This window comes from Beduinella massiliensis, assembly GCF_900199405.1.
GTDB classification, from domain to species: domain Bacteria; phylum Bacillota; class Clostridia; order Christensenellales; family Aristaeellaceae; genus Beduinella; species Beduinella massiliensis.
Map to the genome: position 1 here is coordinate 1276858 of NZ_LT963430.1, position 12500 is coordinate 1289357.

Genomic DNA, 12500 nt, shown 5'->3' on the forward strand with positions numbered 1-12500 from the left:
ATTTTTTGTATAAAGAAAAATTCGAGCAATTTTGCGCTGCTCCATGCGGCGCGCGAAAGTTCTTTCGTAAAAGCGCGCGGTATGCTACAATGCTTTTAAAGACGACGGGAGGAATATGCGGTGGAGAAGAGGGAAAAATGCGGCTGGTGCCGCGATGGGGATATTCTGGAGGCTTACCACGACGCGGAATGGGGCGCGCCCGTACACGACGACCGCAAGCATTTTGAATTTTTGCTCATGGAATCCATGCAGTGCGGGCTGAACTGGCTGATGATGCTGAAAAAACGCGCCGTCTTCGCCAGGTGCTTTGCGAATTTTGACTTCGAGCGCGTGGCTGCTTTTGACGAAGAGGACGTCTTGCGCATCCTCGAGGAGCCGGGTATGATCCGATCAGCCTCCAAAATTCGCGCGGTAATCGGAAATGCGCGTTGCTTTTCGCACATTGCGCAGGAGTTCGGCACATTCGACCGCTACCTCTGGGGATTCACGGAGGGGAAAATGCGGGTATATCCCGCGCACAGGCTGGAGGGCGTGCCCGCGCGAAACGAGCTTTCGGACGCGATCAGCAAGGATCTGAAGCGCAGAGGCTTTAAGTACATGGGCTCCATCACCGTCTATTCTCACCTGCAGGCCTGCGGCATGATCAACGATCACGACCCGGCATGCTTTCGGTATGCGGAGATCATGCGGGAGCAGCCTGTACAGTGGATGGACTAAGGAGGCGCTTCCATGCGAAACGAGGAGCAGATGCTAGACCTGATCGTTCGGACCGCACAGGAGGATGCGCGCATTCGGGCTGCGTTTTTGCAGGGTTCGCGCACGAACCCCAACGCGCCGCGCGACCTATTTCAGGATTACGACGTGATTTACGTCGTGGGGGAGACGCGCTCCTTTCGCGAGGACCGGCGCTGGATCGACCGTTTCGGCGAGCGGCTATACATGCAGTATCCCGAGGAGAACCCGGACGCGCCGTCGGACGTGGAAAACTGCTACGGCTGGCTGATGCAGCTTGCGGACGGCAATCGGCTGGATTTGCACGTATGCACCTGGAAGGGCGCGCTTGCGGAAATCGCAGGGGATGGGGCGTTCCGCGTCCTGCTGGACAAGGACGGATGCCTGCCGCAGCAAAGCCGCGAGACGGACGCGGCCTTCTGGGTGCGTCCCTTTACGGCGGAGCAGTTCGCCTGCTGCTGCAATGAATTCTGGTGGTGCACGAACAACGTAGCCAAGGGCCTGTGGCGCGGCGAACTGTCCTACGTCATGGACATGCTGAATCTGCACGTGCGCCCGATGCTCGCCCGGCTGCTCACGTGGAAGGTGGGGCTGGACACGCGCTTTTCCGTGAGCCCCGGCAAGTCCGGCAAGTACCTGAGCCGCTTTTTGCCGGAAGAGACCTGGCGGGCATATCTTTCAACCTACGCCGCGGCGGAAGAACAGGCGCTCTGGAATGCGACGTTCACGATGTGCGATCTCGTGGACGGTATGGCTGAGGAGATCGCCGGACGGACAGGCTATCCTTACGACGCGGGGGAGGCGCGCGCGGCGCGGGAGCATCTTGCGCACGTGCGCGCGCTTTCAAGGGATGCGTCGGAAATTTATGAAGAGGCGGGGCTTTCATGAACGGACGGACCTATGTGTTCGACGCGGTGATTCAAAAGGTAGAGGGCATCGACGGAGCTTATGTGGAGATTCCCTTCGACGTGCGCGAGGCGTTTGGAAGGGGGCGTGTCAAGGTGCGCGCGACGTTTGACGGCGTCCCATACGACGGAAGCGTGGTGCGCATGGGTACGCACGGGCATATCATCGGGCTTCGCAAGGACATCCGCGCCGCCATCGGCAAGCAGCCGGGCGACACGGTGCACGTGACGCTCGCAGAGCGGGCATAGAAAATACGGGTAAGGGGGAGTCAAATGCAGGTCGATGCCGTTAAGGGCGCGCTGGGACGCATCGTCACCGTGACGGTAGACCGGCCCATGGGCACGTATCATCCGGAGCACCCGGATCTGTACTATCCGGTGAATTACGGGTACGTAGAGGGCACCATGGCACCGGACGGGGATTGGCAGGACGCGTACATCCTTGGCGTAAGCGAGCCGGTGGCGGTCTTCACAGGGCCCGTGATCGCGGTCATTTGCCGAAGGGACGACGTGGAGGACAAGTGGGTCGTCGCGCCGGAGGGCTCGTCGTTTGAAGAAGCGGAAATTCTCAGGCAGGTCTGCTTTCAGGAGCGTTACTTCGATTCGTTTGTGGTGATGCAGGATTCCTGAGTGCAAAAAGAAATCCGAACCGTCTCATTGCATCCCGGCGCAAAAACCGCTATTCTTGCGTCAAGGAGGGAAAAGCAAATGGCAAACGAGGATCAAAAGGACTTTAACGCCATGCTCCGGGAGGACAAGGGCATGCCCAGGATGCAGATCGTGACCGACGAAAAGACGATACAAAGGTATGGGGGAGAACGCATGTACTTCGCGCCGCCCATGGCCTACGACCGGGCGATGCGCGAGGTGCCGTTCGGCAGGGTGACGACCGTGGGGCGCATCCGTGAGCGCTTTGCCCGGGAAAACGGCGCGGACTTCACGGAGCCCATCACCGCAGGCGCATTCGTCGCCATCGCCGCATGGGCGAGCGAGCAGAGGACGGCGGACAAGACGCCCTACTGGCGCACGCTGAAGGCGAACGGCGAACTCAACCCCAAGTACCCCGGCGGCATCGAGCGCCAGAGAAAGCTGCTCATGGAGGAAGGGCATGAGATCGTCACGCGCGGCCGGACGAACATCCGCTATTACGTTCGGGATTATGAAAGAAGCCTGATATGAGGGATCGGACAAAACGCCGCAGAGAAAGACCGGAAACGCCTGTCGGCATCTGTTAAGATACCGGTGAAGGGAGGGAAACAAATGGAGTGGATACGCTGTATCAATCAAATGCTTCGCTACGTGGAGGCGCATTTGCAGGACGACCTGGACATCGCGGTCATCGCCCGGCAGGTCTCCTTCTCGCCGTTTTACCTGCAGCGGATGTTTACGATGATGACGGACATGACCGTATCGGAGTACGTCCGTCAGCGCCGCCTCTCGGCCGCGGGACAGGAGCTTCAGGCCACGAACGCGAAGGTGCTCGACGTGGCGCTGCGGTATGGCTACGAGACGCCGGAGAGCTTTCAAAAGGCGTTCCGCAGGTTTCACGGCATCACGCCCTCGGCGGCGAAGCGGACGCGGGCGCAGCTGCGCTATTTGAATCCCCTTCAAATACAGGTCACGTTGACGGGAGGTAAAATCATGGATTACAGCATCGAAAACCTGGGAGAGATCACGGTCGTCGGCATGGAGCGGCGCTTTGCCTACGACAGCGCGTTCGGGCAGATTCCTGAATATTGGGATGAGTACTGCAAGCGGGGGTTGCATGGCGTTGTGCCGGGCTGCCTCGGCGTCTGCCTCGACGAGGCGGGCAAGACCGACTTTGCGTACCTGATCGGGAACTTCTACGAGCCGGGCACGCCTGTGCCGGACGGGTTCGTGCTTCGCACCATCGCGCCGCACACCTGGGTGAAGTTCAAGGGCGTGGGCGCGCTGCCCGATTCGCTGCAGCGCCTGAACCGGCAGATCTTCACCGAATGGCTGCCGAATAATCCGGAGTACGACCTGGCGGAGGGCGTCAACATCGAGTGGTACTCGATGGGCGACATGGACGCGGACGATTACGTGAGCGAAATCTGGATTCCCGTCGTACGGAAGAAGGCGTAAGCGCCCGGCGATACGAAATTCCCCGCATCCGGCATCCGGGTGCGGGGAATCGCATATACTGTCCTTACGGCCGTTCATCGCGTGCCGCGTTCGACGTTGACGAGGAAGTCCTGCGCGTTGGCGACGAACGTCTTGACGGCCAGGCTGCCGCGGTCGCGCAGCTTGCCCACGACGAATTCCGAAATGTCCACGCAGTAGAGGTATACGGGCCGCACCGCGCCGTCCACCACGCGGAAGGAGGGCGTCATGTTGCCGGCAGCGATGGAGTGAAGCTGCGTCGCCAGGCAGATGACGGTCGTGGCCTCGCGCAGCAGCGCGCGCATCGCGTCCTGCGCGCGGTAGACGTCGCCATATACCTCAGGCAGGGGGCCGTCGTCTCGAATGGAGCCGGCCAGCACGAAGGGGACGTCACGCTGCACGCAGGCGTTCATGATGCCGTCCCGGATGCCGTAGGTTTTAATAAAGGCGGGAATCGAACCGCAGGCGCGCACCTTGTTGAGCACATCGATGTGGTGATAGTGCCCGCCGGGCGCGGCGACCTGCGTGTAGATGTCCTGCCCCAGGGCTGTGCGGAGCAGCGCGCCCTCCAGGTCGTGCGTGGCCAGGGCGTTGCCCGCGAGCAGGCCATGGCACAGCCCCCGATCGATCAGGGAGGCCATGGCGTTTCTGGCGTCGGAGTCAAACGAACAGGCGGGCCCCAGCACCCAGAGGATCCTTCCGTGGTCGCGCTCGTAGCGCAGCAGCTCGTACAGGCGGTCGTAATCGCAGGAATAGGCCGTCTCGCGCGAACGGTTTTGACGAAACGAGAAGGGCTCCGCAGCGCCCGTCTGCGGGCCCGCAAAGCCGTCCGTGTGCACGAAAATGCCCTCGCTGCCGTCCTCCGTGCGTCCCAGGACGACCGCGTCCCCGGCCTTTACGTTGCGGAATTCGCGCACCGCGATGGAGCCGTCGGACTCGAGTACGGCCACGCAGTCCATGCGGCTTTCCCGGGCGAGGGTAAAGACGCCGCCCACGCGGAAGTATTCGGGGAAGATCGTCGTCGCGTGGTAGCCCTCGGGCACGACGCCGTCCCGTGGGGCGGGGGCGGTCTGAACGTCAGGCGCGGAAGAAAGCACGGGCGCGGAAAAGTCCGGCGCGCGGTATACGGGCAAGGAAAAGGCCATAAAGCTGCCTCCTTTTGATGCTTATGCGGCGGGATTTCTTTCTATTATAATGGGCGCGGGCGGAAAAGGAAAGAAAAATTTCGACCGGAAATAAGGGAAAGGATGCGGAGAAAACCGAAAAATTGCCTAAATATGCGGGCGGTTCGGGCGCTTTGATGACGAGAATGCAGGAATGCCCTTTTCAAATCTGCAAACCTGTGCTATACTGCGCCCGAAAGCCGAAGTGGATGCATTTGGCTTTCTGTTGGCAGCTCGAACCGCCCTGGGCGGGGAAAGGAGAGCGCATGAAACATCCGATTGGAACGATCGTATCCCAAATGGTGGATTACGAGCGGGGCGTGCCGCACCGCGTGCACCATTTCCTGAAGGTGTACGCCTTTGCCAAGGTCATCGGTGAGGCGGAGGGCCTAAACGAGCGCGATCAGGAGATCTTGCAGATCGCCGCGATCATGCACGACGTGGGAATCCGGCCCAGCCTTGAAAAGTACGGCTCCAGCGCGGGCGAATATCAGGAAGAAGAGGGCCCCGATGCGGCCCGTAAAATCCTCGGCCGGCTGGATTACGACCCAGAGCTCGTGGAGCGGGTGTGCTACCTGATCGCGCACCACCATACCTACGGCGAGCAGCGGGACGAAGATTTGCAGATCCTCGTGGAAGCGGACTTTCTCGTGAACGCACTGGAAGAAAACATGAGCCGGGAAGCGGTGGAAAAGGCCGGGGCAAACGTCTTCAGGACAGAGCGCGGCAAGACGTATCTGCAGGCCATGTTTTTGTGAGCAGGCGAAAGGGCGGCGCAAGCCGCCGCTTCGCCTGCTTTTTCTTTCGAGCGTCCACTGCGGTTTAGACGCGGACAGCACGGTTTTGAGACGCGCACGGCTCTGATTTTGGCGCTTTCCTGCAGCAAAGGCGAATAAACCGTGTTACAATAGGTAAAAATCCGAGGACGAAGAAAGGGGTTATTTGGATGCAGGACGTCCTTTTTTATGGCGGCGATATCGTAACCATGGCAGGCGGCGGACCGGAGAGAGAGACGCCGCAGGCTGTGCTCGTGCGCGGCGGAAATATTGCTCATGTCGGTACGCTTCGGGAGGCGCGCGAAAAGGCCGCGCCGGGCGCGCAGGAGGTCGACCTGAAAGGGCGCTGCCTGATTCCGGCGTTTATCGATTCCCATAGCCACATCGTCAACTTCGCCAATTCCCTGCGCTTTGTAAATCTGACGCAGGCGCGTTCCTTCGCGGAGATTCAGAAAATGCTGCTGGATTACAAGACGCGCATGAACACGGCGCCCGGCGCCTGGGTTATCGGGTTCAGCTATGACCACAATTTTCTGGAGGAACACGCGCATCCGAACCGGAAGGTGCTGGACGCGGCGCTGCCGGACAACCCGGTGCTCATCTCGCACGCGAGCGGGCATATGGGCGTGGCGAACACGCAGGCCCTCAAGGCGTTGGGCCTGGGGCCGGAGACGCCGAACCCGCCCGGGGGCGTCATCGGGCGCGAGGAAGACGGGTGTACGCCCGACGGGTATCTGGAGGAAAAGGCTTTCATGGCGGCTGGCGGCAGGATTCCGGGCGCGTCCCGCGCGGAGATGGAGCGCCTGATGGTTCGCGCGCAGGAAATCTACCTGTCCTATGGCATCACCACCGCGCAGGAGGGGATCGCCAAGGAGCAGGAGATGGACGTGCTGGAGGCCGCAAAGCTCAAGATGGACGTGGTGGCGTACATAGACATGAAGGAATGCCCTGAGCTGCTGCACCGGAACGCCGAGTATTTTGGAACCTACCAAAATGGCCTCAAGATCGGCGGATACAAGATTTTTTTGGACGGCTCCCCGCAGGGAAGAACGGCCTGGATGACGAAACCTTATAGCGTTGGCGAGGCGGGATACACGGGCTATCCGATTTACGATGACGCGCAGGTCAAGGCATTCGTCAGGGGCGCGCACGCCGCGCACGCGCAGCTGCTCTGCCACTGCAACGGAGACGCGGCGGCGGAGCAGTTTATCCGGGCGCACGAAGAGCCGACGGACTGCCGCGACGTGATGATCCACGCGCAGCTCGTGCGCGTGGATCAACTGCCCCGGATGAAAGAAAAGGGTATCCTGCCCAGCTTTTTCGTGGCGCACACGTACTATTGGGGCGATACGCACGTCGAAAACTTCGGCATGGAGCGCGCCGCGCGCATCAGCCCTGCAAAGTCCGCGCTTGAGGCGGGACTGCCGTTTACTCTGCACATGGATACGCCCGTGCTGCCCCCGGACATGGTGGACGTGCTCTACTGCGCCATGAACCGCGTAACCCGCAGCGGCGTCACGCTGGGGGCGGATCAGCGGCTCGACGCCTGGGAAGCGATGCTGGGGCTTACGCGAAACGCCGCATACCAGTACTTTGAAGAGGACACGAAGGGCACGATCGAGGCGGGCAAGCGCGCAGACCTCGTCGTGCTTTCGGAAAACCCTCTGAAGACGCCGCGCGAGCAGATGCGCCGCATACAGGTGCTTTCGACGTACAAGGACGGTGCGTGCGTCTTTTCGAGGAACTGACCGGGAGGAAGGTATGAAGGCGAACTATCACACCCACACCGCGCGCTGTATGCACGCGAGCGGGCGGGACGACGATTACGTGCGCGCGGCAATCGAGGGCGGCTTTGACGTCCTGGGCTTTGCCGATCATACGCCCTGGCCGTACCGCACGGACTTTGTCTCCGGCATGCGCATGACCGTGCGCGAACTGGATGGGTATGTAAGGAGCGTGCGCGCGCTGCGGGCGGCATACGTGGGTCAAATCGACGTGCTGCTCGGTTTGGAGTGCGAGTATTTCCCGGATTACATTCCCTGGCTGCGCGATACGATGCAGGCAAAGGGCGTCGACTACGCGATTCTCGGCAGCCACTACGACCTGAGCGACGAGACGGGCATCTACTTCGGCTACCCGCGCGACGCAGGCGACGTTCGCAGGTACGTCAAGCGAACCGTCGCGGGCATGGAGACGGGGCTCTTTGCCTACCTTGCGCACCCGGACCTGTTCATGCTGGGCTACGGCGCGTTCGACCGAACCTGCGCCGCGGCCGCCCGCGCGCTGTGCGAGGCGGCAAACGCCCTGCGCCTGCCGCTCGAGTATAACCTTGCGGGGCTTCGGGCCCAGCGCAGGCGCGGCATCGAGGGCTATCCGCACGAAAGGTTCTGGGAAATCGCCGCCGCTATGGGGTGCCGGGCGATCATCGGCGTGGATGCCCACGCCCCCAAAAGGCTTACGGAGACGGACCTTTGGCAGGAGGCGGTCGATGCGCTGTGCGCGCTGGGGATGGAGCGGGTGGAGCGGCTCGAGCTGTAGCCACGCGATGCCGAATGGCGGAAGGGGTATACGCGGATGAGAATCGAACCGGCGCATTTAAAGGATGAAGAGGCGGTCTGGCGCCTGACCTGCGAGCTGGAAGAAGCGACGCTTCCCAGAGAGACCTTTTGCGAGACATACCGCTCCCTGCTGGGCGCACGGGGCGATCACATTTTTCTGCTCTTTGACGAAGAAGCGCTGGGGTATGTCCACCTTCGAATCGCACCGCAACTGCACCATGCGGCCTTGATCGCAGAAATTCAGGAATTGGTGGTCGCCCCGTCCTGCCGCGGCCGCGGGTTCGGAAAGGCGCTGCTGTCATACGCCTTGCGCTTTGCGGGGGAGCACGGCGCCTGCCTGGCGGAGCTCACCTCGAATTTTGCGCGGGAAGGCGCGCACCGCTTTTACGAGCGGGAAGGCTTTCAAAGGACCTCCTATAAGTTTATCAGGGCGCTGTGAGGGCGCGCGCGGAACGGGAACGTTCCGCGCGCGTTTTGTCTGTTCGGAGTAGATTTTACACGGATTTTGTCAAAATTTCCTTCCTCCCCGTCCGTTTATCCCGTATAATGAAAGGGGTTAACGAACAGAAGGGGAGAGAAAACACATGTTGAAGCACTTTACCCGGGAGGAAAAAAGCTGGATTTTTTACGACTGGGCGAACTCCGCACAGTCGGCCATCATCGCGGCCATCATTCTGCCGATCTTTTTCAAGACCGTCGCCAAGGGCAGCGGGGTCGCGGACGTGGATGCGACGGCGTATTGGGGATACGCCACCAGCATCGGCACGCTCCTTTGTGCCGTATGCGCGCCGTTCTTAGGCGCGCTGGGCGACCTGCGCGGATATAAGAAAAAGCTGTTTACCTTCTTTCTGCTGGTGGGCGTCGCGGGCACGGCGCTGCTCGCATTTACGGGAAACTGGAAGCTGATGCTCGCCTTCTACATCTTGAGCACGCTGGGCTTTAACGGCTCGTGCGTGTTTTACGACGGCTTCCTGAACGACGTGACGACCGCGGAGCGCATGGACAAGGTTTCCACCTATGGCTATGGCCTGGGCTACATCGGCGGTTCGACCATCCCGCTGGTCGCAGCGCTGCTGCTCATCCAGTTTGGAGAAAAAATCGGCATTTCGGCGGAGCTGGCCACACGCTTCTCGTTTCTGCTGACGGCCGTCTGGTGGCTGGGGTTCACCGTGCCGATGCTGAAAAACGTGCAGCAGAGGTTCTACGTCGAGCGGGAAGGCAATCTTTTTCATCAGACGTTTGAGCGAATGGGCCGCACGCTTCGGGACATCGCGGGCCACCGCGCGGTGCTGATGTTCCTGATCGCCTACTTCTTTTACATCGACGGCGTGGGTACGATCATCCACATGGCGACGGTGTTTGGAGATTCGTGCCATCTGGGCAGCATGGACATGATGCTGGTGCTGCTCATCGTGCAGATCGTCGCGTTTCCGTTCGCCATCCTCTATGGAAAGCTCGCGAGCCGCCTGGGCGCGCGCACGATGATTCTGGTGGGCATCGCGACCTATCTGCTGGTGTGCGTGGTGGGCTTCAGGCTCGCGACGCTTCGCGATTTTCTCGTGCTCGCGGTGCTGGTGGGCACGGCGCAGGGCGGTATTCAGGCGCTTTCCAGGAGCTTTTTCGGCAAGATCATCCCGCAGGAGCGCTCCAATGAGTTCTTCGGCTTCTTCGACGTGTTCGGCAAGTTTTCCGCCGTGGTGGGCCCGGCGCTCTTCGGCGTCGTGGCGCAGGCGACGGGGGTGGCCAACTACGGCGTGCTCGCGGTGATGGCGATGTTCGTCGTAGGCGGCGTCATCCTGCTCGTGTGCGTGCCCCGCAGCATGGAGCGCATCGGCTGAGCGCCGATTTGGAAGGCTTTGCGACTTGACAGCGCGGGCGCGGTGAGCGTACAATAGACGGCGATAACAATAAAGCGCTGTCACTGCCAAAGAAGCATGGAGGGATGGTCATGGTACCGGTACGCGTGACGCTGACGCAGCACCCCAAGGAAAAACCGCAGGACGAATCGAAGCTCGGCTTTGGTGTGATCTTTACGGATCACATGTTCGTCATGGATTATAACCCCGAGCAGGGCTGGCACGACCCGGAAGTCAAGCCCTACGGCCCGTTCGTGATGGATCCCGGTACGGTCGTGTTCCACTATTCCCAGGAGATTTTCGAGGGCATGAAGTGTTACCGGCGTAAGGACGGCGGCCTGCAGCTCTTCCGCCCGCGCGACAACTTCGCGCGCATGAACCGTTCGGCGGAGCGCCTGTGCATGCCTCAGATCGAGATCGAGCAGGCCATGGCGGGCTTGATGGAGCTGCTCAAGGCGGACGCGGACTGGGTTCCTTCCACGCCCGGCACTTCGCTGTACATTCGCCCGACGATGATCGCCACCGACATCATGCTCGGCGTGCACGCGTCGCGCACCTACCGTTTTTTCATCATCTGTTCGCCCAGCGGCGCGTACTACGAAAACGGCCTCGCGCCGGTCGGCATTTACGTGGAAAGCGAGCTCGTGCGCGCGGTGCGCGGCGGCGTGGGCTTTACAAAGACGGGCGGCAACTACGCGGCCTCGATTCTCGCGGGCGACCTGGCTGAAAAGAAGGGTTATTCGCAGGTGCTCTGGCTGGACGGTCGCGAGAACAAGTACATCGAAGAGGTCGGCTCCATGAACATGTTCTTTAAGTTCAAGGACGCGCTGGTCACACCGCCGCTGAACGGCAGCATCCTCGGCGGCATCACGCGCGACAGCATCCTCAAGCTCGCGCAGGAGATGGGCGTGCCCACGCAGGAGCGGCGCATCACGGTGCAGGACGTCTTCGACGCAGCCGCACGGGGCGAGCTGGAAGAGGCGTTTGGCACCGGCACGGCGGCCGTCGTATCGCCGGTTGGCCGTCTGATGTGGAACGACCGCGAGATCGAGATTTCCGGCGGCGAAATCGGCACGCTCACACAGAAGTTCTACGACCGCCTGACGGGCATCCAGTACGGCACGGAGCCGGATACCCTGGGCTGGGTCGTACCGGTCGAGTAAGCACGAAAGAGATTGGAAGAGGCTGCTTTGCGTGAGGCGCAGGGCAGCCCCTTCGCGCGCTGGGGGGAAAACTGCCGAAACTTCCCATGGAGGGATATGGCGTACGCCGCTTCCTTCACGGGCGGCGGGGCGGAATGGGGGAAAGCTGTTTGTTCAGGAATGGAGACATGCCCGACGCGGAGTGGTCGGAGCGAACCTTGGAAAGAGCGCAGAAGAGCCGCTTTGAGCGGGCGGTCGCATCGATGCGGCCCGTGCGCCGGGATGCATTTGAGGGGCGAAGCGCGCAGGAGCTTTGGCGCACCATCGAGCAGTGCTGGCAGGCCGTTAACAAAAAGCCGCTGCGCGCCCAGCAGGAGCAGGAGGCGCGCTGCGCGGTGCTGCGCGCGCTGGAGCGGCAGGCGGACTGCCTCTCCGCGGGCGAGCACGCACTGGTGGAACGCCTGCTCATCCTGGACGGCTGCGTGCTCCTTTCGGATTACGAGGAGCTTTGCGCCGCGCAGGCGCTTTCGCTGCGGCTGTGGGCGGACGTGGGCACGCAGGAGGGCAGACCCGTCTGCCGCCTGGACGACACGCTGGCGGCCCCGCTTGCGGCGGCGATGGCGAGGCCGGAGCACGCGGGTGTGCGCATGCGGCTCTTCTCGTTTGAGGCGACGGTATCGGCGGCGCTGTACATCGCGGGCGCGCTGGACGACCGCACGCCCCAGCGCCTTTTCTGCACGCAGGTGCTGCTCGCGGACGAGCACGACGAGGAGGCGCAGCACCTCGCCCAGCAGTACTTGTGGGCGAGCTTTGACTGCATGGACTACGAGGACGGCGTGCTGCTGCTGCATCCCGCGCTCTACGATCCCAGGCCCGTGCTGTGCGGGATGCGCCCAGAGCTGGGCACGTTCACGGCGGAGCAGATCGTAGGCGGCATGCAGGGCATTTTGCCGGAGGAGGAGTGCGCCCAGCGGGCGATGGCGCAGGCGCTGTCCGGCGCGCTGCGCCCGGGAGAGGACGCGGAGGAGTGCGCGCAGGAGCTGCGCATGCTCATCAAGCAGGGCGCGGACATCGAGGCGCTGCGCGCAGTGCTCGCGGGCAGGGTGACGGTCATGCCGGGCGGCACGATGATGCGCGCGCTGCACACGATGCTCGACACCGTGCCGCGCTGGGTATGCGAGGCGCCGCAGATGGCCGCGATGCTGCAGTGACCGGACGCGCCTTGTGAACGCCCAAACAGTGGA

The 12500-nt window shown here is 61.9% G+C and carries 14 protein-coding genes; 13 read left to right on the plus strand and 1 reads right to left on the minus strand.

What is annotated here, in order from left to right:
* Positions 1-120 precede the first annotated feature (120 nt).
* From C1725_RS06390 to C1725_RS06415, 6 genes are all read left to right on the plus strand, one after another.
* Positions 121-717 (plus strand): DNA-3-methyladenine glycosylase I, encoded by a 597-nt coding sequence (locus C1725_RS06390; protein WP_102410818.1) that lies wholly within the window; start codon positions 121-123, stop codon positions 715-717.
* 12 nt (positions 718-729) lie between these two features.
* Positions 730-1620 (plus strand): aminoglycoside 6-adenylyltransferase, encoded by an 891-nt coding sequence (locus C1725_RS06395; protein ID WP_102410819.1) that lies wholly within the window; start codon positions 730-732, stop codon positions 1618-1620.
* Positions 1617-1886, plus strand: coding sequence for a DUF1905 domain-containing protein (locus C1725_RS06400; RefSeq protein WP_102410820.1), 270 nt, complete (start codon positions 1617-1619; stop codon positions 1884-1886). Before C1725_RS06395 ends, C1725_RS06400 begins: the two co-directional genes overlap by 4 nt.
* A 24-nt stretch (positions 1887-1910) precedes the next feature.
* Positions 1911-2267 carry an inorganic diphosphatase gene (locus C1725_RS06405; protein WP_102410821.1) on the plus strand — a complete coding sequence of 119 codons (357 nt, stop codon included), beginning with the start codon at positions 1911-1913 and terminating at the stop codon, positions 2265-2267.
* A 78-nt stretch (positions 2268-2345) separates the two neighbouring features.
* Entirely contained in the window at positions 2346-2816 is a 471-nt protein-coding gene (locus C1725_RS06410) for an MGMT family protein (protein ID WP_102410822.1), read from the plus strand.
* 81 nt (positions 2817-2897) lie between these two features.
* Positions 2898-3743: a helix-turn-helix domain-containing protein gene (locus tag C1725_RS06415; RefSeq protein WP_102410823.1), complete on the plus strand. Its 846-nt coding sequence runs from the start codon at positions 2898-2900 to the stop codon at positions 3741-3743.
* A 74-nt stretch (positions 3744-3817) separates the two neighbouring features.
* Here the strand turns inward: C1725_RS06415 and C1725_RS06420 are convergent, their stop codons facing one another.
* Entirely contained in the window at positions 3818-4906 is a 1089-nt protein-coding gene (locus tag C1725_RS06420; protein ID WP_102410824.1) for a putative NPN-dependent ornithine cyclodeaminase, read from the minus strand.
* Between the two features lie 284 nt (positions 4907-5190).
* Between C1725_RS06420 and C1725_RS06425 the strand changes: the two genes are divergently transcribed.
* The 7 genes from C1725_RS06425 (at position 5191) to C1725_RS06455 (ending at position 12467) form a co-directional block, all read left to right on the plus strand.
* Positions 5191-5682 (plus strand): HD domain-containing protein, encoded by a 492-nt coding sequence (locus tag C1725_RS06425; protein WP_102410825.1) that lies wholly within the window; start codon positions 5191-5193, stop codon positions 5680-5682.
* Between the two features lie 188 nt (positions 5683-5870).
* On the plus strand, positions 5871-7448 hold the full coding sequence (locus C1725_RS06430; RefSeq protein WP_346026410.1) for an amidohydrolase: 1578 nt from the start codon (positions 5871-5873) through the stop codon (positions 7446-7448).
* Positions 7449-7461: 13 nt separating this feature from the next.
* The gene (locus tag C1725_RS06435; RefSeq protein WP_102410826.1) at positions 7462-8238 is read left to right on the plus strand and encodes a PHP domain-containing protein; all 777 of its coding nucleotides are present in this window, start codon (positions 7462-7464) and stop codon (positions 8236-8238) included.
* 36 nt (positions 8239-8274) lie between these two features.
* Complete coding sequence (locus C1725_RS06440; protein WP_102410827.1) at positions 8275-8697, plus strand: GNAT family N-acetyltransferase; 423 nt, start codon at positions 8275-8277, stop codon at positions 8695-8697.
* A 145-nt stretch (positions 8698-8842) separates the two neighbouring features.
* The gene (locus C1725_RS06445; protein ID WP_346026411.1) at positions 8843-10096 is read left to right on the plus strand and encodes an MFS transporter; all 1254 of its coding nucleotides are present in this window, start codon (positions 8843-8845) and stop codon (positions 10094-10096) included.
* A gap of 110 nt (positions 10097-10206) precedes the next feature.
* Entirely contained in the window at positions 10207-11277 is a 1071-nt protein-coding gene (locus C1725_RS06450) for a branched-chain amino acid aminotransferase (RefSeq protein ID WP_102410828.1), read from the plus strand.
* Positions 11278-11426: 149 nt separating this feature from the next.
* Positions 11427-12467, plus strand: coding sequence for a hypothetical protein (locus C1725_RS06455; protein ID WP_146009171.1), 1041 nt, complete (start codon positions 11427-11429; stop codon positions 12465-12467).
* Positions 12468-12500: the final 33 nt, after the last annotated feature.

Bases quoted from the DNA above. Each gene is read 5' to 3' on its own strand.
- C1725_RS06395 (WP_102410819.1), top strand. From the start codon at position 730: ATGCGAAACGAGGAGCAGATGCTAGACCTGATCGTTCGGACCGCACAG.
- C1725_RS06400 (WP_102410820.1), top strand. From the start codon at position 1,617: ATGAACGGACGGACCTATGTGTTCGACGCGGTGATTCAAAAGGTAGAG.
- C1725_RS06405 (WP_102410821.1), top strand. From the start codon at position 1,911: ATGCAGGTCGATGCCGTTAAGGGCGCGCTGGGACGCATCGTCACCGTG.
- C1725_RS06410 (WP_102410822.1), top strand. From the start codon at position 2,346: ATGGCAAACGAGGATCAAAAGGACTTTAACGCCATGCTCCGGGAGGAC.
- C1725_RS06415 (WP_102410823.1), top strand. From the start codon at position 2,898: ATGGAGTGGATACGCTGTATCAATCAAATGCTTCGCTACGTGGAGGCG.
- C1725_RS06420 (WP_102410824.1), bottom strand. From the start codon at position 4,906: ATGGCCTTTTCCTTGCCCGTATACCGCGCGCCGGACTTTTCCGCGCCC.
- C1725_RS06425 (WP_102410825.1), top strand. From the start codon at position 5,191: ATGAAACATCCGATTGGAACGATCGTATCCCAAATGGTGGATTACGAG.
- C1725_RS06430 (WP_346026410.1), top strand. From the start codon at position 5,871: ATGCAGGACGTCCTTTTTTATGGCGGCGATATCGTAACCATGGCAGGC.
- C1725_RS06435 (WP_102410826.1), top strand. From the start codon at position 7,462: ATGAAGGCGAACTATCACACCCACACCGCGCGCTGTATGCACGCGAGC.
- C1725_RS06440 (WP_102410827.1), top strand. From the start codon at position 8,275: ATGAGAATCGAACCGGCGCATTTAAAGGATGAAGAGGCGGTCTGGCGC.
- C1725_RS06445 (WP_346026411.1), top strand. From the start codon at position 8,843: ATGTTGAAGCACTTTACCCGGGAGGAAAAAAGCTGGATTTTTTACGAC.
- C1725_RS06450 (WP_102410828.1), top strand. From the start codon at position 10,207: ATGGTACCGGTACGCGTGACGCTGACGCAGCACCCCAAGGAAAAACCG.